Genomic DNA, 22,455 nt, shown 5'->3' with positions numbered 1-22,455 from the left:
CTCAGGTTGCCACAACGATGGTTAAGATATTGGCCGTAGCACCGTCGCATGATCTCGTCATTTCGTCGGAGGAGATCAACCATATTCTGCTTGGTAGCAGTTGGTTTCGAGCGCTACCGGACTATCTCGTTGAACAGATTATGTCCCGCGCCGGTTTGTATCAGTACGATAATGGGGAGATCATTCACTACCGCGGTGATGAATCGCTTGGCTTCTATGCGGTCATCACCGGTTCCGTAAAGGTAAGTACCGTTTCTGCTGACGGCAGAGAATGTATTTTCCGCTATCTCTCTCCGGGCAACTGGTTCGGCGAAATTGGCATGATCGATAAATCCCTCCGAACCCACGACGCCAGGGCGATCGGTAAAACCACACTTCTGACACTCAAACCCAGCGATGTTGAATTCCTTCTGCAAAATTACCCAATTTTTCATCGATTTATGGCGTTACTGCTGTGTAAAGTGGTACGTAATGCCTTCACTATGCTGCATGACAGCACGCTTTTATCGGTTTCTGCCCGCCTGGCAAAGCGGCTAGTGAGTTTGTCTGAGGGATATGGTGAGCCGCACGAACGGGGGGTATTAATCAATCTCTACCTGACGCAGGACGATCTGGCGACAATCATTAACACGACCCGCCAGACTATCAACAAACGGCTGGTCGCGTGGGAAAAGTTAGGCTGGATAGACGCTAAGTACGGCAAAATTCTAATCGTCAATATCAATGCGCTCAGGCAGCTATATGCTGATGAAGACGAATAGCGCTGGCATTTGCGCTGATGAAAAAAACATCTGTTAAAACGCCGCGGGGGGGCCAGTCAGGCTAAGGTCCCGTGGCTCAGTAGCTGTAAATAAACTCAAAAGATGTCATTTAACCGTTATTTTAATATGGTTATAGGCTCGTGCTGCAGCGAGCCCGTATCGCGCTGGACGTGATGTTATCAGCACTCTACTGTGGTCATCCTCTGCATTTGTTATTTATTAAGGGATACGTATGTTATTGATCTTTGGCGGACTGCCCGGTACCGGTAAATCAACCATTGCCCGTCTTCTGGCCATCAGGTTGAAAGCTGTCTGGTTACGTATTGATTCAATTGAACAATCTTTGATTCGCGCGAAAACTCTCGCCATGGGAGAGATGGGCCCGGCCGGATATCTGGTGGCGTACTCTATTGCTGCGGATAACCTCAGGCTGGGAAATACCGTGATTGCCGACTCGGTTAATTCCATCGCCATTACCCGGCAGGCCTGGAGAGAAGTGGCGACTGATACTGACGCGCCTTTTCTGGAGATAGAATTTACCTGCTCCGATCAAACGCAGCACCGACATCGCGTTGAAAATCGTGAAGCGGATATTAGCGGGCATATCTTGCCGGACTGGCAAAAGGTCATTACCCGTGAGTACGAACCCTGGCGCTCCGCCAGCCTCACTCTGGACACATCTTTAATGACAGCCGAAGAGGTGGTAGAGAAGATCCTTCAGCATATTGAGTCGCGCTCGGTGAGTTCATGAACGGTCGTGCGGTGATGGAGAAAAGCGGTCGCTGAGGCGACCGCGTGATATCAGAAAACGTCGCCGGTAAAAATATTCTTTTTAAGCTGGGTAAAGTCGTAACTCTCTAACTCTTCAGCGCTTTGGGTATAGTAGGTCAGGCTTTCTGAAATCATCAGGTTTAGCTTATTCCCTTTTTCCTGAACGATAATCAGCGGCTTTTTAAATGCGTGGGCATAGCCGATTTCATATGCCGTACCGCTGTCGACGTGATCGTCAAAGAAATCAACTACGGCAACGACTACCGTCGCTTCATCGAGGTGTTTGATATCGTTCTTAAAGATGAAGTCGCGCCAGGGTAGGCTGCCGTATTCCAGGTTGTCCGGGTCAGCGAGGCGGGGTGAGAAAAATTTATCCACCGTTTTGTTTGCGGTCAGCGCCTGTTCCACTCGCTGCACCCGTGCAATTTGATCGTCGCTGAAAAAAGGGCTCGCAATATAAATATTTACCATCAATTGATTCTCCTGAAGATTCAGTAAAGGCTGCAATATCAGTGAAAGGTTCGATATACAGCCATTCTTCCCTAATATGCATTCAGCGTTGTTAAGCGCCGAATACAAATAAACCCCTTGCGACCACTTCCCGCGATGGCCTCAGCCCTGAGACAGGCTACGCCAGCGGTCTGCTGCCCTGAGATGTCCGTGCTGCGCTCCCCGTGGGCGTAATGGTGATAACGCAATAAATATTCACCTGGCTGCTAGAATAACCAGATCTATGGATACAGACCATGTTGTGTGCCACAAAAAGTGCGCATCTGGCCTCTGTTGGTGCCTTTATCTTCGGGATAGCGGCTTAGCTTTAACGGCATCGTACTATCCGCGTCGCGGATGGGCAGGAAAGGCCCCCCGTTTTCCTCCGCTGTCTATGCGGACAGCAGAAGAGGCGCCTCAGGATATCGAGCCGCAGGCTGGCGGATTTATTGATCGCCGCCAGCATACGGTCTGTTATTACGTAAGGGCGAGATTAGTCACTTGCCGCAGCCGATATCTGACGGCATCGGCTGCGAGCACCTACATAAAAAACTTCACGGCCTGCTGTAGCGTAGTACCTATTCCCCATAAAAGCGGAACGCTGACCGCTACCCAGCTTGCGGTCAACAGCAGCGTTGACGGACGGGGCTCCCACGTAAGCTGAGCATCCTTGTTAATGGTATACAGACCTTTCGCCTGTTGCTGCTGTTCGGCGGTCATTGCATGGTCTTGCGTAAGCGGACGCACCAGCTGATTACAGATAAAGCCAATGACCAGCAGGGCGGTCAGGACCATCAGCGTGATATCATAGACGCGCTCAGGCGAGACGCCGTGGGTCAGCTGATATTCGCGCAGATAGTTCACCAGAACCGGGCCGCTGATCCCCGCAGCCGACCAGGCGGTCAACAGGCGTCCATGAATCGCGCCAACCATCTGTGAACCAAATATGTCGGCCAGATAAGCGGGAATGCTGGCAAACCCTCCGCCGTACATCGAAATGATAATGCACATCGCGCAGACGTATAGCGCGATATAGCCGCCGTGATTCACCAGCGGCAACGTACCGTACAGCACGGCGCCCAGGCAGAAAATCATCGCAAAGGTCATTTTGCGCCCGCACAGGTCGGATACCGATGCCCAGAAAAAACGCCCCAGAATGTTAAACAGGCTGAGCAGACCGGTAAATCCGGCGGCCATGGTCGCAATGCGTTTTAGCTGTTCGCCGTTAAGTTCATGCCAGCTCAGATCGAGCGATAGCAGCTTACCGGCAAAGATCTCCTGCAGCATCGGCGAGGCCATACCGAGGATACCGATACCCGCGGTCACGTTTAGCCACAGTACCATCCACAGCAGCCAGAACTGCGGGGTACGACAGGCGACGTGAACGTGGACCTGAATCGTTGAATTATTGCGGATGGTTTTTTGCGCCTTTTCACCCGAAGGATGCCAGCCCATTGGCGGCAGGCGATAGCCAAAGGTGCCGCCGAGCATAAACAGCGCATAAATCGCGGCCAGCGCCAGGATGCTCTGCCACACGCCGTTACCCTCCGGGCCGGCGAAGTAGTTCATCAGCGCGTTTGCCAGCGGAGCCCCGACCAGCGCTCCGCCGCCAAAACCCATAATGGCCATTCCGGCCGCCATGCCGCGCTTATCGGGAAACCAGCGTAACAACGTCGAAACCGGTGAAATATAGCCCAGCCCGAGGCCCACACCGCCGATAACCCCGGCCCCCAGCCATAACAGCCATAGCTGATGGAAATAGATAGCGACGCTTGATAGCAGCAGGCCGCCGCACCAGCATAGCGTGGCAATAAAACTGACCAGCCGTGGCCCAACCTTCTCAAGCCAGCTGCCCCACAGCGCGGCTGAACAGCCGAGAAAAACAAAAAACAGCGTGTAGGTCCAACCCAGCATGGAGATTTTCCAGTCGCAATCGCGGGTAAACAGCTGCTGCCAGAACGACATATTGACCGGGCATTGTAGGGACTCGCTTCCTCCTATTAACTGCGACATGGGCAGCCAGTAAACCGAAAATCCATAGGCCATACCGATACAGAGATGAACGGCCAGCGCCGCCGGCGGCACCAGCCAGCGGTTAAAGCCGGGCCTGGCGATAATACGTGGTTTCGCGAAGAACTCGCGTAGCGGAGAGACCGGTGCGGTCGCGATATTTTCATTCATTTGCGCCATTTTCCTGTCCTTTTTATGTACGTTAGCCGACAAAAGCTGCCGTCGGAGAAAGTAGATAAAAGGCAAGAAAGGTGCCATCAGGTTAAATAGTGTACAAAAATGGCGACTGAAGCGAGCAAGCTTCAGAGAACGGTTAATACATAAAACCGGTTATCGGTGACGTAAGGACAACAGGATATAAAATCGATATGCGGAATATTATTTTGATAAGCGCCGCTCTCAGAGTGATACGGTGCAATAGCAGCATCTTTACGGCGGGTGGCGGTAGCTGGTCGGCTGGATGAAGTACCTGGCGCTGCGCTGCCGATCGTTTTATCCGGCGGCAGGCAGCAGCGTCAGGTTAGACTCGCTTTACCCGGGTCTAAAAGTGGCAAAATTGTCTTCAGCGCAATGGCTTAATGTTTAAACGCATCGAACTCGAGCCGTTCACCATCGGGGCCGCGAATCAGCAGGAAGCGCACGTTGTCTTCTTCTATCGGCCCTTCATCCAGCGGATAGCCGAGCGCTTCAAGTCGCTTCTGAACGGCATTAAGATCGCTGACCTTAAGCGCCAGATGATCGATACCGCAGCGAGGAGCGTCGAACGGCGTTCCTGCGGGAAGCTGGTACAGCTCGAGAACAGCGCCCCCCATTTCAATAAAAGCGACTTCAATGGTGCCCTGCGGCGAGGGTTTGCTAAACCGCTGCTGGCGCTTAAAACCCAGCGGTTCGTAGAATGCCAGCGAACGCATTAAGTCGCTGACCTGATAGCCGATATGGGCAATATTGTTGATAAGTTCGCGCATCTTATACCCCCTTACGCACGCACCAGAAACCATAGAAAGCGACATACACAAAGCATAAGAGCGGGGCGATAAAGGCGATTTGCATATTGCCGCCGTTCATATCAGAGATAATGCCCATCACCAGCGGAATAACCGCGCCGCCGATAATTGACATCACCACTATCGAGCCTGCGGTCTGGGTATCTTTCCCCATGCCTTTAATGACCAGACCAAAGTTAGTCGGCCAGCATGGCGCCATGCAGAAGCTCACCAGAATCAGCGCATAGACCGCCAGCATTGAGCTGCTGAATACGGCAATCAATAAAAGGACGGTAGCGGCCAGGGCAAAGGTGCCGAGCAGTAGCGCCGGATTCAGACGGTTCATCAGCCAGGTGGCAATGGTTTTTCCCACGGCGTAAATCACCAGAGAAGCCAGCAGCCAGTAGGTGGCGGAGTGCTCGCTGGTTCCCTCCTGTACGAGCTGCACAAAGCGAATCGTAAAGCTCCATACGCCTACCTGGGCGCCGACGTACAAAAACTGCGACAGGATCCCAAGGCGAAAACGCGGAATGGCAAACAGGCGTTTCAGCGTGGGTCCCATGCTCTCCGCCGGAGCCTGCTGCTGAGACTGGGTGCCCTTGCATGATGGAAATTTAACAAACACAAATACCAGCGCCAGCACCACCAGCACGGAGCCGATAATCAGATAAGGGCCAACCACCTGACCTACCATCTGATGGCGCGCGGCGTCCGCGGCGGCAGCGGGCATCGCCAGCAGCTGTTCATGGCTCGGGTCGTTTTCGCCGAAAACCATCACCTGACCAATCAGCACGCCGGAAATAACGCCGAGGGAGTTGAAGATCTGCGAAAAGTTAATGCGCTGGGTGGAGGATTGAATCGGGCCCAGCAGGCTCGAGTAGGTATTCGCAGACGTTTCCAGGAAAGAGAGTCCGCAGGCAATCACTCCCAGGCAGGCGAGGAAAGCGCCGTAGGTCATGATCTGTGCGGCGGGTACGAAAAGGAAACAGCCCAGAGCGTACAGGCATAGTCCTATAATAATTGCCGCTTTATAGGAATATCGCTTAATCAGCGCCGCCGCGGGCAGAGCGACAAAAAAGTAGCCGAGGAAAAAAATCGACTGTACCAGCGCGGTCTGCGTATCCGTTAAATCGAAACCCTTTTTAAACTGGGCAATCAAAATATCATTCAGGTTGCCCGCCATCCCCCATAGCGCAAACAGGCAACAGACCAGTAAAAACTGCAGCCAGGGGGTATGCGGTAAATAGGCGCTGGTATCCAGTTTTTCATTGTGGACCGCCGCTTTATCGACCTTATCCGTTATTAGCGTACTCATTGAGCTATCCTCGTAATGGTTTTTGTACCCTTCATACTTCAAGTCGTTTGTGCGTTGGCTTTCCTCGCTCACCCCAGTCACTTACCAGAGTAAGCTCCTGGGGATTCACTGCGTCGCCGCGTGACTCGGCCTTACGGGGCCAGCGCAAGCGCTGTTCAGAACGGCTAGCCGTTTTGTCCTGCAACTCGAATTATTTTGGGTATATGTCGTAGGGTTTATGCCATTTCATAATCAGAGGCGGCACGTAAAAGCCGTTCTTGTGCCTCCTGGTACTCAGGTAAAGATGACGCGCCCTGCTTTTCGACGCTGACCGCGGCGTAGGCCGCCGCAAACTGGGCCGCTTTGTGCAGCGGCTCGCCGCAGGCAAGCCGCGCCGCCAGCGCGCCGTTGAACGCATCTCCTGCGCCGGTGGTATCGCGGGGATGAGAAGGAAAGCAGGGGATATGGGTTTTCACGCCTTGCTCGCTCAGCAGCGCGCCCTTGGCGCCAAGCGTGATAATGACGTTGCGTGCGCCCTGAACATGCAGAACATCGGCCGCTTCTGCAGCGCCAGCCAGATCGTCAGCCCGACAGCCGGTCATTAATCTGGCTTCCGTCGCGTTCGGGGTGAGCAAATCGACTTTACTCAGAAAGGCTTTATCCACGGCCTGCCAGGGGGCGGGGTTGAGCACCACGAAGACGCCGGCCCGCTGAGCGGCATCAACGACCTGTTCAATGGCGGAAAGATTGTTCTCCAGCTGAACCAGAACCACATCCGCGCAGCCGATGGCGGGAATGCAGCCGGCGATTTCATCGTCCGTGACCGTCATATTCGCGCCGGGATCGACGGCAATCATATTTTCGGCGTCATTGCCGGCAACATAAATCAGCGCATTGCCGGTAGGGACGGACTCCGCGACCAGCAGCGTTACGGCATTAAAACCCACGCTTTTCAGATGGCGGCGGGCAAATTGACCGAACGTATCATGACCAATCTTGCCGATGTAGTGGACATTCGCCCCCGCTTTTAGCGCGGCGGTGGCCTGATTCGCCCCTTTTCCTCCGGCGCTGGTCATGCTTGCGCATGCCACTAACGACTCGCCCGGCACGGGGAAACGCTCAACTCTGGCGACCATGTCGAAATTGAACGAACCAAAAACACAGACTTTTCCTGACATCATCCGCTCCTTTAAACCAGCTCGGGGGAACCCAGCGCCGCGGCCAGGTCCAGAGACATATTTTCCCAGGCCTGTTCGAGCGGAATATCCGGGCGGAATAAACCGCTGCTGCCCATAATTAATATCTGCGCCCCGGCCCCCAGCAGTTCACGGTAGGTATGTCGGTTGCATGAACCGTCGACTTCAAGCAAGAACCTAAGGCCACGGGTCCGTTTTAACTGATGAAGCTGCGCGATTTTGTCGAGCATTTCGGGAATGAACGGCTGACCGGCATAGCCCGGATCGACGGTCATCACGGTGACCTTATCGAGCAGATGCAGATAGTGCTGAACGCTCTCAATCGGCGTGGCGGGGTTGAGGACCATCCCCACTTCTTTCCCCGCCTGACGGATGGTGTTGATGACGCGAAAGGCTTCCCGGCAGATGGTTTCTGGATGAAGTGAAATAGAGTCCGCTCCGGCCTTGAGCAGCGCCGGAATAAACAAAGCGGGTTCTTCAACCATCAAATGGACATCGATAGGCAGCGCGGTATAAGGACGAATCTGCGCGACAAAACTGGCCGAGAGCGCCAGATTTTTCACATAGTGTCCGTCCATGATGTCGACGTGCAGCCTGTCGGCTTTGTTATTTAAAAAACGCAGCTGTTCAGTTATTTGCATCATGTCCATACACATGAGCGAGGGAGAAATGTAATAACGCATAAGGCCTCTTGATTCCGGTAATGGGCTGATTTCAGGCAAAGTCTGGCCCTGCCGCGCAAAGCAGCGTTTCGACAATGCTGGTATTAACCGTCATCGCATGACGGCGTACTCAGGCGATTTGTATGCTGGCGTTGTGCCAGGTCATCTCTTTTTCCAGCAGCGGATCGTCAAACTTTTCGGTGATTAAACAGTCGAGTTCGCCTAATCCTCCGAGCCGCGTTACGCCCAGGCGTCCGAGTTTGCTGGCATCGACTAATGCAACCACCTGGCGGGCGGTCACCATCATCTGTTTCAGCAATGCGGCGTGGGCTTCCGTCCCTACATACAGGCCGCTATCGCGCTCCAGCCCCTGGCATGAGAAAAAGAGCGTATCAACGTCATACTCCCGCAGCATTCGCGAGGCGTTTTCCCCAAAGAACGACTCCTCGCCAGGCGAAAAATCGCCTCCCAACCCCACCAGATGCAATGAACGCCTGCTCATCAGCGTTTGTAAGATGCGGATGGATGGCGTGATAACCGTTAACGCCATCTCCGGCATCTGCCGGGCTAAAAACCAGCTGGTGGTGCTGCCGTCGAGCAAAATAGTCTTTCCCGGCTGGAGAAACTGCAGCGCTTTACGGGCAATGCGCATTTTGCCCTCGCTGTGCAGCAGCGTTCTTTGCTGAAAGCTTCCCTGCGCATCCTCGACCGGAAGGGCAGGCGCCAGCGTTCTGCTTGCCGGGAGGGCGTTTTCCGTCACCAGCGCTCCTCCGTGACTACGATTTAATATTCCGCGTCGCTCCAGTTCGCTCAGATCGCGGCGAATCGTTTCCCTGGAAACCTGGGTGGCTTGTGCGATCTCATTGACCCGCATTACCCCGCGTTGGCCCAGCAGTTCGACAATCAAACGGTGACGTTCCAGCGGCAACATAACTCTCTCCTGAAGTACTAAATCAGCTTACCTTCCCCTTGTTCGGGACGTTGGGACGCCGGAAATATCCGGCGCAGGCCGTGGTTTTATCAGCAGACTGTGTGACCAGAACCGCATTTCGACCCGCCTTCCGCCGCTTTTTGCGCGGTTTTATTCGCTATCCGGTCACAAACAAAAGCAAACAAAAATAAAAGCAAAATTGCTTTTGTGCCCGTTAATGACCGCTTATGCCCGTTAATGACCGCTTATGCCCGTTCGAGGATCGCTTCATTCATTTTTCGTCTGTTAATTAAAAACAAATGAAAATAAAAAAATGCTAAATTGATCACGTTATTTTCATTTGATGCGTTTTTAAATGGATTTATGCCAATTTAGAGCATTAAATGAAAGCAATTAAAAACAAAGAGCAGGATAAAACCATGAATGAAACAACCCGTCGTTTTGCACGTTTAATTGACCTGAGCGCCGTCCAGGCGACCAGCACTGAAGCCGACGTTCGCGCCTGTGCTGAACTGGCAGCTCGCTACAATATTATTTCCGTACACGTACTGCCGTGCTGGACGCGTTTTCTCAGCACATTGCTGCCGCAGCAGGGCACGGGAGAAGTGATGATTGGCGGGCCGGTCGGCTTTCCAGGCGGTGGACATGCTACCGATATTAAGGTTCAGGAAGTGCGGCAGCTGATTGCCGATGGCGCTCGTGAAGTGGACATGGTGGTGAATATTGGCAAAGTTTTATCCGGCGATTATGACTATGTTCGCGAAGATTTGCGCCGGGTGGTGGAGGCCGCAGCCCCGGTTCCGGCGAAAGTGATCCTCGAAACGCACTATCTGAATGAAGAACAAATTCGCCGGGTTTGCGATATTGCCGTAGAGGTCGGCATGAAGTGGGTCAAAACCTCTACCGGCTGGGCGCCAACCGGGGCGACGGTGGAAAAAGTCAGCATCATCGCCGATCAGCTTAAAGGGCGAATTGATATCAAAGGCGCGGGAGGTATTCGCGATCTGGAAACGGTGCGCGCGCTCTATCAGCTTGGCGTTCGTCGCTTTGGCATGAGCCATGGCGCGGTAAGCAAAGTGCTGGCGGAACTGGAACAGCACCCTGAACGTTTTCCCGAGCTGAACGCCGATTAAACTGAGAAGCTGCGGGCCTGGTAGCCCGCCTTAAGACGTCACCGGAGCCAGTGATGAAAGATAAAATACTCACGATTGATGTTGGCACAGGCAGTACTCGCGCCGCTATTTTGCGCGTTGATGGCACGATGGTCGGATTTGCGCAAAGAGAGTATGAACAGACCACGCCGCGCGCAGGTTGGTCAGAGCAGGCCCCTTCTTTATGGTGGCAGGCCGCCTGTGAATGCATACGCGAGGTGCTCTACCGCTATCCTGAAACGGTTGCGCAGATTGCGGTTATTGGCGCCTGCGGACAGATGCACGGTACGGTGCTGCTGGATAGTGATGGCCAGCTGGTGGAGGACCGGGCGCTATTGTGGAATGACAAGCGCAGCCAGCCGCAGGTCGATGCTTTTGCCGCGCGCGAAGGGCAGGAAAAGTGGCTGGTGCATTTGAATAACCCGCCCGCCGCGGCGTGGCCCGCTTTCAAATTAGCCTGGTGGCGGGAGCATCATCCGCAAAGTTGGCCGAAGCTCGCCAAAGTGCTGATGCCAAAAGACTATATTAATTTTATGCTGACCGGCGCGCTGGCGACCGACTATAGCGAGGCGTCCTGCTATTTCCTGATGGATAGCGAAACCCGAGACTGGTCTTCGCAAGCCTGTGAGATGTTTGGCCTGCGGCTCGATCAGCTGCCGGACCTCAAACTATCCAGCGAGATTATCGGCCAGGTGACTCCGCGGGCATCCGGACTGACGGGCCTGCCGGTGGGGATTCCGGTGGTTGCCGGTACTTCTGATATGGCGGCCTCCCTGCTCGGATCGGGCGTGTATGAGCCGGGAATGGCATCTGACTCCACCGGAACCTCGACGCTGATAACGGTGGTATCGCCGCGACCGTTACGCCATCCGCTGGTCAATAACCTTCATCTGGCCAACGCTGCCTGGGGCGGATTTACGATCCTGGATGCCGGGGGGGATGCCGTTCGCTGGGCGCGGCTGGCGCTTGCCGATAACCAGATAACCCACCCGCAGTTTTTACAGGAGGCGGCGGAGGTACCGGCTGGCGCGGAAGGGCTAATATTTCTTCCCTATCTGACGGGAGAACGCCTGGCCGAGCACAACAATTCGCGGGCGCAGTTCTTCGGCCTGCAGCGTAAGCATCGTCGCGGTCATTTATTCCGGGCGGTGCTGGAGGGGGTGGCGTTCGCTTCCTGGCGCAACCTTCGCCAGCTGCAGGAGTGCGGGCAATATCCGCAGCAAATGATAGCTTCCGGCGGCGGCGCGCGCAGCCAGCTATGGCTTGAAATCAAAGCTGCGGCGTACAATCTTCCGATATTATCTACCCGCAATCAGGAGAATGGCGTCACCGGATGCGGTATTATCGCCGGGGTTGGCGCGGGGCTCTATGCCGATTTTGCCAGCGGCGTGCGGCAGACCGTCCAGTTTGACAAACTGATTTCGCCGGATCCCCGTCTGCAGGAGTACTACCACTCCTGCGCTGAGCTTTTTGATACGCTCTATCAGCAATCCGCTGCCCTATACGACAGGCTGGATGCGCTGAGCGCAGGACCGGACTGAAGGTAAGCCAACGCCGACACCGCGTGGCAAGCGTCGTAAATAAGAGAGAGGCAGAATGTTTGCAGAAGAAAGACAGGAGAAGTTGCTCAGTATTCTCAGGGAAAAACGCAAAGTCGCTGTGTCTGAGATGTGTGATGTCTTTAACGTATCTGGTGCCACCATTCGTGCCGATCTCCGCCAGCTGGAAGAGGAGGGGCTGCTCACCCGAACCCATGGCGGGGCCGTTCTGCGCACCCGGGCGAGCTTTGAGCAGGCCTCCGACGCGCGTGAAATTGTTAACCTCAGCGCCAAAGAGCGGATTGGCCAACGTGCGGCGGCGCTGGTTGAAGATGGCGATATCATCGTGCTGGATACCGGCACCACGACCTTACATATCGCGCGTAATATTCGTGACAGACAGAACGTAACGGTGGTTACCAACGATTATCAAATTGCCCGCGAGCTGGAGGCCAGTCCCTCTATACAAACTATTCTGCTGGGCGGGATCGTTAAGAAGGGCTACCACTGCGTGGTGGCGATTAACGGGCGTTCTATTCTTGATACGCTTAACGTCGATAAAGCGTTTATGGGCACCAATTCGCTATCGCTGAAACACGGCGCCTGCGTTGCCGACATTATGCTGGCAGAAACAAAACGAGGCATGGTTGAACACGCCAGCCAGGTGATTATCGTTTGCGACTACAGCAAGCTTAACAATACCTCTCTTGCCCAGTTTACCGCCGCAAGCCGGATTGATACCGTCGTTATCGATCGTCTGCCCGATGAGGCTGAAGAGTATCGCAACGCCGGAATTCAGATTATCTCTCTGGATGAAGAGGAGCGCGATTAGCGCTCGGTATTGCCGCTGAATGTTGCCTCCGCCTGCTGCGCAGGGGAGGCAAGGCATGACATATTGGCCACTCCTGCCGGCAGGATCTATCCGTTGAGGGCGGCGCCTGGGTTATTTGCGTTGACGGGCGCTGACGCATCCTCACACCACAGTTTATCGTAAGAGTAACCGGTAAGATCTTCCACAACATGGCGGGCTTCAGGCGTGACATCCTGCTTGCGGCCATGCGCTTTCAGGCGATCAATCTCATCGACAAAAATTTTGTGCGTACGCTTGTTCAGATGGAAGGTCAGCGCTTGCCACAGAGCAATGATCAACAGCCCGGCGGTGCCGACAAACAGCAGCATAGCAATCGTGGTGATGGCTTCCTGAGGCTGCGCCTGGCTACCTTTCACGAAGCCTCCGCTCTGTAACAGCAGGCCCACCGCAAAGGTCGCGATGGCAACCGTTGTCTTGCGGGAGAAGGTCATCACCGCAGCAAACAGGCCTTCGCGGCGCTGGCGCGTAATCATTTCGTCGATATCCGGAATAAACGGGAATACGTTCCACGGGGTAAATTCCAGCACGCAGCGGCCGACCTGATAAACGCCCGCGAGGATCACCAGCAGCATCACTTTGTTATCCGTCGGGAACTGATAGACCAGGAAGAATCCGCCGAGACACAGCATCATCAGGGTATAAGCGAAGATATAAAGACGGGATGGACCGTATTTAATGATGGCAACGCCCGCCGCCAGCGTGACCGGCAATCCCACAATGCTCATCGACAGCAGCGTTCCCGCCAGAGAGGAGGAGACATTCAGGCAATAGACGCAGAAAAAGACAAACACCGTGTTGTAAACATCCTTCGCGGTGAAGGAAAAGAGATAGATGGCCAGGTGTTTACGAAATGCGCGCACCTTCAGGGTGGAAGCGTACTCTTTAAACAAGTTACCGAAGGCCGTGATTTTCTCTGCGAAGGTAGTGGGCTGCGACGCTTTCTCGATCTCCGCCTGCATTTCCGGCGTGAGCTCGCGCTCCCAGGTGACTTTCCAGGAAATAAATACGCAGACGGTAAACATAACGGCAAAGACTACGCCGTTAATCAGATAAGCATCTGCGTTATTCTCACCCAGCCAGCCGATCAGCAGACCCGGAATAAAAGTGGCGAGAAAGGTACCGGATGCCGACAAAAACATGCGGCAAGTCGAGAGCTTGGTTCGATCGTTAAAATCTTTGGTCATCTCAGACGGCAGCGTTTCCCAGGGGATAAGCACCATTGCCGCGATAATCTCAAAGGCCAGGTAGACCGCGAGATAGAACCAGAAATTCATGCCGTTCATCCACAGCAGGATATAAACCAGCATAAGCGGCGCGCCAATTAACAGGAAGAAACGACGGCGGCCAAATTTTTTACCCAGATAATTTTTATAGAAATGGTCGGTGAAGCTGCCCATAAACAGGCTAACGATAGCATCAACAATACGGGCTATCGCCACAATAGATGCCGCTTCAATCGGCGACAGGCCGACAAAGGTGGTATAGAAAAAGAGAAGCCATGCACCGATGACGGTAAAGGCTCCGCCGCCCATAATATCCGTCAGACCGTAGCCGATACTGACAGGAATAGTCACTTTTCTGTTTTTGAGGGTCATGGTTGATACCTGTATCAGGCTTGAGAAAAACGGAAATAGCGGCGTGCGTTTTCTACGCAAATACCACGAATCATTGAGGTAAGAATATTTTTATCGTCAGGAACTTCGCCTCTTTCCACCCATTCCCCAATCAGATCGCAGAGGATCCGGCGGAAGTAATCGTGTCGGGTATAGGAAACGAAGCTGCGGGAATCGGTGAGCATGCCGACAAAGTTGGCCAGTAACCCCTGATCGGCTAACGTATTAAGCTGATTGACCATGCCGCGGCGCGTATCGTTAAACCACCAGCCCGAGCCAAACTGCAGCGGGGATTTCACGCCATCTTCGCCGCTCTGGAAGTTGGCGATGGCAGAGGCAACCACGTCGTTATAGCCGGCGTTAAGGTTATAAATAATGGTTTTGGGCAGGCCATTGTTCTCAGTCATGGCGTTGAGCAGCGCATTCAGGTTGCCGGCAAGGAGCGTTTGATCGCCAACGGAGTCAAAACCGCAGTTGATGCCCACCTTATTGAACATCGGTTTGTTATTGTTGCGAATGGCGCCGAAGTGAATCTGCATTGCCCAATCACGCTGCTTGTACATTTTAGCGAGTGCGATAAAAATCGCGGTATCCCACGCCTGCTGCTCCTCGTTGGTCAGGGTTTCGCTCTTAAGACGCCGCCGGAACAGCGCGGCCACGGAACCTTCATCCAGATGGTTGTAAACGATCTCCAGCGGACCGTGATCGGATATGCGACACCCTACGCTGTGGAAAAACGCGATACGTGATTCCAGGGCGGCCAGAAATTGCTCCAGAGAAGCGATGCTGATTTGGGTTTTCTCTGCAAGGCGGGAAAGAAACGTCAGGAATCTTTCCGGATCGGTATCAAAGAGTTCATCAGGACGAAAAGTGGGGAGAACCAGCGGAGAGAAATCACTCTTTGCCGCCAGTAGCTGATGATATTCCAGATTATCCAGCGGCCCATCCGTTGTGCACAGAGCCTCGACATTTGAACGGCAAATTAACGCCTGAGGTAAAAATTCTTTGCGGCGTAACTGCTCATTACACTGCGTCATTATTTCACGCCAGTTGTGGCTGTTTAGCGTGTCATCAATGTCAAAATAGTATTTAAGTTCCAGATGGGTCCAGTGATAGAGAGGATTACCGAAGCTGGCCTCAACGGTTTGCGCCCAGGCTTCAAATTTTTCTTCTGCGGCGGCATGACCGGTAATTTTTCTCTCGGGAATACCATTTGCCCGCATCGCGCGCCATTTATAATGATCGCCTTCCAGCCATAACTGCGTAATGTCAGCGAAAGGCTTATTTTCCCAAATAGCCTTCGCATCAAGATGGCAATGGTAGTCGATAATAGGCTGCTCTCTTGCTATCTCAAGATACAGCCTCTTACCTGCCAGATTGCCGATCATAAAATTATCATTTATCAATGACATAAAATCTCCAGTGCATGCTGCAAGCGGTTTTGTTGGCCTAAAGCACTAACTATTTTAAGTGGGGATTGGTCTGCGATAGCGCTTTTAAGGGCCGACATTAAACCGCTTGCATAATTTTAGTCTACTACCATACAAGTGCAAATAAAGAATTTGTGACTTAAATCATATTATTGGGTCTAAATTGTTTTTCGGAGTCTTGATGGGGAAGCAAGTTAATTTATCAGGTATTGAAAAAATAGTGGCAATAATGGATTGAAACATCGTTATCTGTTTGTTTTATTTCACATATAAATAACAATTTATAATGAAGGTTTACTTCTTTAAATGATGCTGAAATGGACGGAAGCTAAGCGATAGCTATTTTTAAAATAAGTATTGATCTAATAAAAATTACTCAATATGCTTTAAAATACTAGTATGGTATAAATTCAGGAAGATTAAGGCGGAAGTTAACATGCAGATGACAATGCGCTGGTTCGGGCCACAGGAAGATAAAATCCCGCTGGAGTACATTCGACAGGTTCCCGGGGTAGAAGGCGTGGTGGGGGCACTTTACGATGTTGCCCCCGGTGAAGTATGGCCGGTAGAAAAAATTAAGGCGCTGGTTGAACAGGCCCACGCCGCTGGCCTGAAGATGGAAGTTATCGAAAGCGTAAACATTCACGATGACATTAAAATTGGTTCTCCGCAACGCGACCGTTATATCGACAACTACAAACAAACCATCCGCAACCTGGCGGGATTTGGCGTAAAAGTCATTTGTTATAATTTCATGCCAGTCTTTGACTGGATGAAAACCGATATGAATTATGTGCTGCCGGATGGCTCATTGACCATGGCCTTTGAAAAGCACGGTATTGATAAAACTCTGGAAGAGGTGGTTAAAGAGGTACTGGAGAACGCTAACGGTTTCGCTTTGCCTGGCTGGGAACCCGAGCGTCTGGCGAAGGTGCAGGAACTGTTCGCCCGCTATAGCGATGTGGATGACACTAAGCTTCGGGAGAATCTGTTCTATTTCTTACGTGAAGTCGTTCCGGTATGTGAAGAGGTGGGCGTCAAAATGGCTATTCACCCGGACGATCCGCCGTACTCTATTTTTGGCCTTCCGCGAGTGGTAAAAAATCATGCCGATCTGGCGTTGATTTGCGATACGGTCGATTCACCGGCAAACGGTATCACGCTTTGTACAGGGTCGATTGCTGAAGATCCTGACAACAACGTCTATGAAATTCTGGCTGAATTTACCCGGCGTAAACGTCTGCACTTTGCGCACGTACGTAATATTAAGCTTATTAAAGACAAAGACTTTTACGAGTCGGCGCATCCTTCCTGCTATGGTTCTCTGGATATGTACCGCATAATGCAGGCTCTGCATGACAATGGTTTTGACGGCTATATTCGTCCGGACCATGGGCGCTTTATTTGGGGAGAAACCGGGCGTCCCGGATATGGTCTGTACGACCGCGCCTTAGGCGTCACTTACCTGATGGGTCTGTGGGAAGCACTGGAAAAGCAAAAATAGTTGTCTGGCAAACCGGGGATGAATGTCCCCGGGAAATATTCTTTATATTTATTTTTACGCTGCAAAAACATCCTGAACACTCTTACCCTATTTTATTGGGAGATGGTTTTTTATAGTGCTTAATGGGATGCCAGCAAAATCTTAGCCTCTACTTTTTAAATACTTATCTTGTACGGCTGATTCAAAACCTCTCTTGTGATATTTCATGCTGCTGAAGTTCATGTAACTCATGGATATGATTAATTAATTTCCCCAAAAGAAGGCGTCAGGATTCTATAGGATCGACGTCAATTCATGTATGATTTTTCTCCTCGTACGGGTCGTCTCCTCGGTTTCGCAGGTTTATCCTGTACGGTACATCAATGACGAAAATTAGTTGGGTCATCAATTCGATTCGACGCCTGAGATAAATAATGAGCCCAGGCGTTGTTGTGAGTGCATCACAGGGAGAATACATATGAAAAGTGCTTATCTGGCTCTTGCGATAGGCTTATTTTCCGCCACTACGCTGGCGGCTGAACGGGTTATCAATTTTGGCACCAGCGCGACCTATCCGCCATTTGAGTTTGTCGATAGCAATAACCAGGTGGCCGGCTTTGATATCGATATCGCCAGAGCGGTGTGTAAGGAGCTACAGGCGACCTGTACCTTCACGAACCAGAGTTTTGATAGCCTGATTCCGGCACTGCGCTTTAAGAAAATGGATGCGGCGATTGCCGGGATGGACATCACCCCGCTGCGTGAAAAGCAGGTGGATTTCTCGACGCCATACTTTAATGAACTATCGGCGGTGGCGGTGGTGCGTAAAGATACCTTCCACACCTTTGCTGATTTAAAAGGCAAGAAGCTTGGCCTGGAAAACGGGACGTCTCATCAGCGTTACCTCCAGGATCGCCATCGTGAGATTGAATCGCAAGCCTATGATAGCTATCAGAATGCGTTAATCGACCTGCGAAACGGTCGCCTGGACGGCGTGTTCGGCGATGTGTCGGCGATGAAAAACTGGCTAAAGGAAAACCCTGAGTTCGTCATTATGGATGAGCGAGCCACCGACCCGGAATACTACGGTAAAGGGCTGGGTATTGCGCTGCGTAAAGGGAATCCGCTGCTGGCAGAAATAAACCAGGCGCTGGAGAAAGTGATGGCTTCTCCTGAATACAGCGAAATTAAACAACGCTGGATTAAATAATCGCTGCTGACGATGGTCAGGGATGGAGCCGGACAGAGTTTTAAAGGATGAAATGTTTGGGGCTGGCTGAACAGCCCCATGCAGCATCTTAGTATTGAATCGATGACAGAGATTCCAGACCCGCATTGCTATACTGGTCTTTGAGGTCGGCAGTCGCGTTGAAAGTTGCAATCATCAACTTACCGTCCACGGACGCGAACTGCATCACGTTATAAATCCCGCCATTTGGGTCTGCCGCATCCGGGGTCGTCACTTTGATCCGCTGCATCTTATTGCCATTAATCGTCACGGAGCTAATTTCCGGAGAGAAGGTCGCGAGATTATTCTTCATGACTTCTGCTAATTCAGGGAGCTGAGACTCCTTGATAGAATTTTGGGTCACGTTGAAGGCTATGGATACCTTGCCATCTTCCTTTTCAACGTACCACGCCTCTTTAGGCCTGTTCGCCGCAGGATACTTATGCGCCAGCATCTCGTCAGGCATTTTAATGTAGCCTTCAGGCAATACAATTGACGCTTTACTGTCAGCAATCTGCGTTCTGTTCGCTTTGTCTGTGGCGGCTTCATTTTTGCTATCACAGGCGGTCAGAGGGAGGGTACAACAAACAACTAGGGCACTCAGTAACATACGATATTTCATGGTGAAGCTCCTTGTTAACAACTATATTACATTAAATGTACGAACTCTCTTTGGGTAGATTTAATATCCATCCATTGATATTTGGGGCCTGATTGCCCAAAGGTAAACCTGGCCATAGCCAGACACCGGATAAACTTCAATGTCCGTTTAATATTATTCTCAATAAAAATCAGTGTGCAGGGATCATCATTTTTTCAGCATACTTTGCGGTTGATGGATAAAAGCATGAAATAAACGGCCAGAAAAACTCCCAACAGCGCAAGAGGGAAAAGAATAACGAAATATTATCGATTCCCATTTTGGTCAACGCGCCTCTTTTGAGTGAGCTGACCCTTTTTGAACTCATGCCATAGTGTTCTGCAATATCACTCATGCTTAACCCGGCATAAAGCGCGCGCAAAACGGACTCCTCCATACGGGTCATATCCATTTTCTTATCACGCTTATTTAAAGAAACTACACCCGCCGCGATATAATTACGCAGTTGAGCAATAGCGACATTTCGCGGAAAAACCATATACTGGCTATTGATAAGAGCAGAAAAAGAGTCCTGATGCAATATGCCAGAAAGTGTCTTGACCTCAAAAATGTATAAATCTTTTTCCCGGAGTCGATAAGAATGAGCTCCTTGGTTTTTCGATTTTGAAATTCACTCAGTATCTCATTCATTGCAAGAGAAAAATACTGGTCAGATGAATATATAAGCATAAAATCTCCTACATTTTTTCGATAAGTAAAAAATGAATGATATGCATCACTGCATTAAATTTGACATAATAATATCAACGTTATAATAATGTGGCGTCTTAACTAATGGTGACTACGCAAGGGCGAGTGATGAATGCCATTTCCTTTATGAAACTCTATTCCCTGTGGAAGCGGGTAAACTAAAAATCTATTCTTTAACTAACTTAAAGGAGGTGATGTTTTGACTCTCAAGCATAAAATTGTCTAACATCACCCAGGCTGCTCTTATATAGATTGATTCCACATACAAGTTGTTGATAAGGTAGCCGCGGCCTTCTACGCGCATAATGAAATTATTATCAACGCCAACTTTCGCAAGCTTGTTTTTAAGGTCGTTGACGACTTGCCATAAACGAGGGCCGGAAGCTTTCAATCCATGGATTTCCCAAACGTTTTTCATAATGTGTTCATCACGAATTAAACCTATGTTTCCTTTTTCTAGCAGAAATAAAAGCAATCGCGACATGGTACTTCTTAAGCGAACGGGGCCATACCGGGCATTGAGCGGTAATAGCAGATGCTTTTCCTTAAAAAATAAAACACCATCAGTCTCGTTGCCGAGAAGGTAACCAAATATCTTCATGATTAACCTCTGCATCCATGAATGGTTGATTGAGATAATTCTATATAATCGCATCCTTGTAAAAGTATGAATAATACCTTCACATGAAACACATAATCAATAATAGCTATATATGAAGCGTTTATGTTTGTTTTTTGATTTCTAAACAGATTTTAATGCCATTTTATAAAGTTAAATTGGATTTTTTTTGCCGTTTTAGATGAGTTCGTCGGGCAAAGTTCGTTGTTTTTATTTATAAAAACAATGAAGTGGTAAAATTCTATTTTCATCTTTTTTTAGAATAAAGTTTTATTAACCTCGATTTTCAACATGCGTTTGTCTTTGTGGGGAGTAAGATTACCAGTATCATTCTGATTGGGAAGGGATCAACAGATCATTTAAGAACATAAGACGTAAATTCATATCTTATTTTATTATGTTTATGATTTTACTGGTTTTTTGATCTTCCTCTGTTGAGGGTATAAGATTGATTTAAGCAACCGACAGCGTGCTTCACTATGGGGCGCGCTATCATTTTTAATATTGACCAGAGTGAAGAGGGACACATGAGCAAGGTAATTCTGATAAATGAGTTGATCGCTTTTTATCCTGAAAAAAATCTGCTAATGAACACGAAGCATGCTGAGAAAAAACAGATCCTGGGGCGGCCCAGTTCCCGTTGTCTGGAAATTCTGCTTGAAGAGCCAGGAACAATCGTCAGTCATCAGTTACTGTACGAAAGCGCATGGAATAATAGCGTGATTGAAACATCGCCAAACACGCTCTACCAGACCATATTGTTAGTACGTAAGGCGCTTAAGGTGGTCTCGGATAGTAGTGAGGACTTCATTATTACGGTTCCCCGCAAAGGTTTTGTATTTAATGAAAACATGCGGGTCAACGTCGGAGAGGAGGAAACTAAGCCGGGTAATGAATACTCTCCAACGGAGAGTGTTACGCCATTACCCGATGGCATGCAGGAGTGGCGAAAACGGTTTTTGTCGCATCTGAGCATAAAACCATATACATACTTTCATTAATAATGACGATTGGCACGCTGTCGCTGTTGATGGCAGGGTATAAATATTTTTTATTCAAGCAGGATGATTTTACTCTTGACTACACGCATTATCAGCAAATAGATAATTGTAATTTATACTTACGCCAGCCGGTGAGTATTTATAAAACTGAAATTGATATTTTCCTGAAGAAACATCAGGAGATTATTTCTGACTGTGAACTGCACCCGCTCAGGTATATTAGCATCGTATCAAAGCCGGTAAGTTTTTTCGTGATTGCGTGCAACAGGTCGAAAGGAACGGCCAGGAATTGCACTTCATCATATATAAGGGGTGAGCTATGAGACGTTTGCTGATTTTTTCAGGTATATTTATGACGCTATCCCTGGTGACATTATTTTTGACCGTTGAGCACTATAATAAACTGGACGTTAAATGCCGGGGTGAGTTTGAGAGTCATATTGACGCAAGTACGCTTATAGCTAATGTCGGGGTGAATTTTGAAAAAGGGCGAGGGATTTTAACTATCGCCGGCAGATTTCAGGAGGAAAATAATGCGCTGGAATATATTAAAATTGCCACGGTGTTTAACTATGAGTCCTATGGGAAGCTGATGTATATTAAGGTGAGCCAGCAGCATTCATCTATTTCTGATGGTGAGATTGATAATAAATTACAGCATCTTTTACCTATGGTATTTAGTAGCCGCGATGTGGAATATGTATATGAGTTTCAATTGCAAAACGGCGGTGACTATCTCATAAAACAACATGGCATACCGATTCTGTATTGTAAAAAAGTATAGTTATAAAAAAGTATCGACAAGGAGGCGGTATGTATCTTGACTAAAGCTTAAGGGCCCTCCGAACATTGCCTGATGAATGGATAATCAGCAGGCAATATTGTTACAGACGAGAACCATCAGGAGAAGCTCAGATGGCGGTATATTTACGTCTGGAAGTATTCAATATTCATATTCGCCATTCATGTGTCTACCTCAACATCTGGTCGCTATTTTTTTACATCGGTTTCTCTCGCCAGAAGATGTCTATTCAATTCTCTTCGGCTTTTTCTGAAAGCCCCGGACAGAAAAT

The 22,455-nt window shown here is 50.2% G+C and carries 21 protein-coding genes; 9 read left to right on the top strand and 12 right to left on the bottom strand.

Annotated elements, in window-relative coordinates:
* The first annotated feature begins 17 nt into the window (after positions 1-17).
* The gene (locus tag GJ746_RS21010; protein ID WP_154681929.1) at positions 18-761 is read left to right on the top strand and encodes a Crp/Fnr family transcriptional regulator; all 744 of its coding nucleotides are present in this window, start codon (positions 18-20) and stop codon (positions 759-761) included.
* Between the two features lie 232 nt (positions 762-993).
* Positions 994-1,512, top strand: a complete 519-nt coding sequence (locus GJ746_RS21005; RefSeq protein ID WP_154681928.1) for an AAA family ATPase — start codon at positions 994-996, stop codon at positions 1,510-1,512.
* A gap of 50 nt (positions 1,513-1,562) precedes the next feature.
* On the opposite strand, the gene GJ746_RS21000 is transcribed toward GJ746_RS21005, so the two are convergent.
* From GJ746_RS21000 to GJ746_RS20970, 7 genes are all read right to left on the bottom strand, one after another.
* Complete coding sequence (locus tag GJ746_RS21000; protein ID WP_154681927.1) at positions 1,563-2,003, bottom strand: nucleoside 2-deoxyribosyltransferase; 441 nt, start codon at positions 2,001-2,003, stop codon at positions 1,563-1,565.
* Positions 2,004-2,561: 558 nt separating this feature from the next.
* Positions 2,562-4,211: an OFA family MFS transporter gene (locus GJ746_RS20995; protein ID WP_154681926.1), complete on the bottom strand. Its 1,650-nt coding sequence runs from the start codon at positions 4,209-4,211 to the stop codon at positions 2,562-2,564.
* A 395-nt stretch (positions 4,212-4,606) separates the two neighbouring features.
* Positions 4,607-4,996: a VOC family protein gene (locus GJ746_RS20990; protein WP_154681925.1), complete on the bottom strand. Its 390-nt coding sequence runs from the start codon at positions 4,994-4,996 to the stop codon at positions 4,607-4,609.
* Between the two features lies 1 nt (position 4,997).
* Positions 4,998-6,329: an L-fucose:H+ symporter permease gene (gene fucP, locus GJ746_RS20985; RefSeq protein WP_154681924.1), complete on the bottom strand. Its 1,332-nt coding sequence runs from the start codon at positions 6,327-6,329 to the stop codon at positions 4,998-5,000.
* Positions 6,330-6,544: 215 nt separating this feature from the next.
* Entirely contained in the window at positions 6,545-7,486 is a 942-nt protein-coding gene (locus GJ746_RS20980; protein ID WP_154682790.1) for a ribokinase, read from the bottom strand.
* A gap of 11 nt (positions 7,487-7,497) precedes the next feature.
* A complete protein-coding gene (gene alsE / locus GJ746_RS20975; RefSeq protein WP_154681923.1) occupies positions 7,498-8,187 on the bottom strand; it encodes a D-allulose 6-phosphate 3-epimerase in 690 nt (229 codons plus the stop codon).
* 109 nt (positions 8,188-8,296) lie between these two features.
* Entirely contained in the window at positions 8,297-9,097 is an 801-nt protein-coding gene (locus GJ746_RS20970; RefSeq protein WP_154681922.1) for a DeoR/GlpR family DNA-binding transcription regulator, read from the bottom strand.
* 383 nt (positions 9,098-9,480) lie between these two features.
* Between GJ746_RS20970 and deoC the strand changes: the two genes are divergently transcribed.
* The 3 genes from deoC to GJ746_RS20955 are packed head-to-tail and all read left to right on the top strand — an operon-like array spanning position 9,481 to position 12,618.
* On the top strand, positions 9,481-10,230 hold the full coding sequence (gene deoC / locus GJ746_RS20965) for a deoxyribose-phosphate aldolase (RefSeq protein ID WP_154681921.1): 750 nt from the start codon (positions 9,481-9,483) through the stop codon (positions 10,228-10,230).
* Positions 10,231-10,283: 53 nt separating this feature from the next.
* Positions 10,284-11,789: a xylulokinase gene (locus tag GJ746_RS20960; RefSeq protein WP_154681920.1), complete on the top strand. Its 1,506-nt coding sequence runs from the start codon at positions 10,284-10,286 to the stop codon at positions 11,787-11,789.
* A 55-nt stretch (positions 11,790-11,844) separates the two neighbouring features.
* Positions 11,845-12,618 carry a DeoR/GlpR family DNA-binding transcription regulator gene (locus GJ746_RS20955; protein WP_154681919.1) on the top strand — a complete coding sequence of 258 codons (774 nt, stop codon included), beginning with the start codon at positions 11,845-11,847 and terminating at the stop codon, positions 12,616-12,618.
* 86 nt (positions 12,619-12,704) lie between these two features.
* Here GJ746_RS20955 and GJ746_RS20950 read toward each other — a convergent pair whose 3' ends face one another.
* Entirely contained in the window at positions 12,705-14,252 is a 1,548-nt protein-coding gene (locus GJ746_RS20950) for an MFS transporter (RefSeq protein WP_154681918.1), read from the bottom strand.
* A 14-nt stretch (positions 14,253-14,266) separates the two neighbouring features.
* A complete protein-coding gene (gene uxaC / locus GJ746_RS20945) occupies positions 14,267-15,682 on the bottom strand; it encodes a glucuronate isomerase (RefSeq protein WP_154681917.1) in 1,416 nt (471 codons plus the stop codon).
* A gap of 454 nt (positions 15,683-16,136) precedes the next feature.
* On the opposite strand from uxaC, the gene uxuA reads away from it, so the two are divergent.
* Positions 16,137-17,204 (top strand): mannonate dehydratase, encoded by a 1,068-nt coding sequence (gene uxuA, locus GJ746_RS20940; RefSeq protein ID WP_154681916.1) that lies wholly within the window; start codon positions 16,137-16,139, stop codon positions 17,202-17,204.
* A 457-nt stretch (positions 17,205-17,661) separates the two neighbouring features.
* Positions 17,662-18,393, top strand: coding sequence for an arginine ABC transporter substrate-binding protein (locus GJ746_RS20935; protein WP_154681915.1), 732 nt, complete (start codon positions 17,662-17,664; stop codon positions 18,391-18,393).
* Between the two features lie 88 nt (positions 18,394-18,481).
* Here GJ746_RS20935 and GJ746_RS20930 read toward each other — a convergent pair whose 3' ends face one another.
* The 3 genes from GJ746_RS20930 to GJ746_RS20920 form a co-directional block, all read right to left on the bottom strand.
* A complete protein-coding gene (locus GJ746_RS20930) occupies positions 18,482-19,033 on the bottom strand; it encodes a hypothetical protein (protein ID WP_154681914.1) in 552 nt (183 codons plus the stop codon).
* A 169-nt stretch (positions 19,034-19,202) separates the two neighbouring features.
* The gene (locus GJ746_RS20925; RefSeq protein ID WP_154681913.1) at positions 19,203-19,592 is read right to left on the bottom strand and encodes a LuxR C-terminal-related transcriptional regulator; all 390 of its coding nucleotides are present in this window, start codon (positions 19,590-19,592) and stop codon (positions 19,203-19,205) included.
* 336 nt (positions 19,593-19,928) lie between these two features.
* Positions 19,929-20,363, bottom strand: a complete 435-nt coding sequence (locus tag GJ746_RS20920; RefSeq protein WP_195908762.1) for a winged helix-turn-helix domain-containing protein — start codon at positions 20,361-20,363, stop codon at positions 19,929-19,931.
* Between the two features lie 545 nt (positions 20,364-20,908).
* Between GJ746_RS20920 and GJ746_RS20915 the strand changes: the two genes are divergently transcribed.
* Positions 20,909-21,382 carry a winged helix-turn-helix domain-containing protein gene (locus GJ746_RS20915; RefSeq protein ID WP_195908761.1) on the top strand — a complete coding sequence of 158 codons (474 nt, stop codon included), beginning with the start codon at positions 20,909-20,911 and terminating at the stop codon, positions 21,380-21,382.
* Between the two features lie 319 nt (positions 21,383-21,701).
* Positions 21,702-22,166, top strand: coding sequence for a hypothetical protein (locus GJ746_RS20910; protein WP_154681910.1), 465 nt, complete (start codon positions 21,702-21,704; stop codon positions 22,164-22,166).
* Positions 22,167-22,455: the final 289 nt, after the last annotated feature.

This window comes from Klebsiella oxytoca, assembly GCF_009707385.1.
GTDB classification, from domain to species: domain Bacteria; phylum Pseudomonadota; class Gammaproteobacteria; order Enterobacterales; family Enterobacteriaceae; genus Klebsiella; species Klebsiella oxytoca_C.
The sequence above is the reverse complement of the archived record's forward strand: the minus strand, read 5'-3'. Positions and strand labels throughout refer to the sequence as shown.

Excerpts from the sequence above, each read along its gene's own strand:
- GJ746_RS21005 (WP_154681928.1), top strand. The coding sequence starts at position 994 with ATGTTATTGATCTTTGGCGGACTGCCCGGTACCGGTAAATCAACCATT.
- GJ746_RS20955 (WP_154681919.1), top strand. The coding sequence starts at position 11,845 with ATGTTTGCAGAAGAAAGACAGGAGAAGTTGCTCAGTATTCTCAGGGAA.
- GJ746_RS20950 (WP_154681918.1), bottom strand. The coding sequence starts at position 14,252 with ATGACCCTCAAAAACAGAAAAGTGACTATTCCTGTCAGTATCGGCTAC.
- GJ746_RS20960 (WP_154681920.1), top strand. The coding sequence starts at position 10,284 with ATGAAAGATAAAATACTCACGATTGATGTTGGCACAGGCAGTACTCGC.
- GJ746_RS20930 (WP_154681914.1), bottom strand. The coding sequence starts at position 19,033 with ATGAAATATCGTATGTTACTGAGTGCCCTAGTTGTTTGTTGTACCCTC.
- deoC (WP_154681921.1), top strand. The coding sequence starts at position 9,481 with ATGAAAGCAATTAAAAACAAAGAGCAGGATAAAACCATGAATGAAACA.
- GJ746_RS20970 (WP_154681922.1), bottom strand. The coding sequence starts at position 9,097 with ATGTTGCCGCTGGAACGTCACCGTTTGATTGTCGAACTGCTGGGCCAA.
- uxaC (WP_154681917.1), bottom strand. The coding sequence starts at position 15,682 with ATGTCATTGATAAATGATAATTTTATGATCGGCAATCTGGCAGGTAAG.
- fucP (WP_154681924.1), bottom strand. The coding sequence starts at position 6,329 with ATGAGTACGCTAATAACGGATAAGGTCGATAAAGCGGCGGTCCACAAT.
- GJ746_RS20990 (WP_154681925.1), bottom strand. The coding sequence starts at position 4,996 with ATGCGCGAACTTATCAACAATATTGCCCATATCGGCTATCAGGTCAGC.
- GJ746_RS20915 (WP_195908761.1), top strand. The coding sequence starts at position 20,909 with ATGAGCAAGGTAATTCTGATAAATGAGTTGATCGCTTTTTATCCTGAA.
- uxuA (WP_154681916.1), top strand. The coding sequence starts at position 16,137 with ATGCAGATGACAATGCGCTGGTTCGGGCCACAGGAAGATAAAATCCCG.
- GJ746_RS20995 (WP_154681926.1), bottom strand. The coding sequence starts at position 4,211 with ATGGCGCAAATGAATGAAAATATCGCGACCGCACCGGTCTCTCCGCTA.
- GJ746_RS20980 (WP_154682790.1), bottom strand. The coding sequence starts at position 7,486 with ATGTCAGGAAAAGTCTGTGTTTTTGGTTCGTTCAATTTCGACATGGTC.
- GJ746_RS20920 (WP_195908762.1), bottom strand. The coding sequence starts at position 20,363 with ATGAAGATATTTGGTTACCTTCTCGGCAACGAGACTGATGGTGTTTTA.
- alsE (WP_154681923.1), bottom strand. The coding sequence starts at position 8,187 with ATGCGTTATTACATTTCTCCCTCGCTCATGTGTATGGACATGATGCAA.
- GJ746_RS20935 (WP_154681915.1), top strand. The coding sequence starts at position 17,662 with ATGAAAAGTGCTTATCTGGCTCTTGCGATAGGCTTATTTTCCGCCACT.
- GJ746_RS20910 (WP_154681910.1), top strand. The coding sequence starts at position 21,702 with ATGAGACGTTTGCTGATTTTTTCAGGTATATTTATGACGCTATCCCTG.
- GJ746_RS21010 (WP_154681929.1), top strand. The coding sequence starts at position 18 with ATGGTTAAGATATTGGCCGTAGCACCGTCGCATGATCTCGTCATTTCG.
- GJ746_RS21000 (WP_154681927.1), bottom strand. The coding sequence starts at position 2,003 with ATGGTAAATATTTATATTGCGAGCCCTTTTTTCAGCGACGATCAAATT.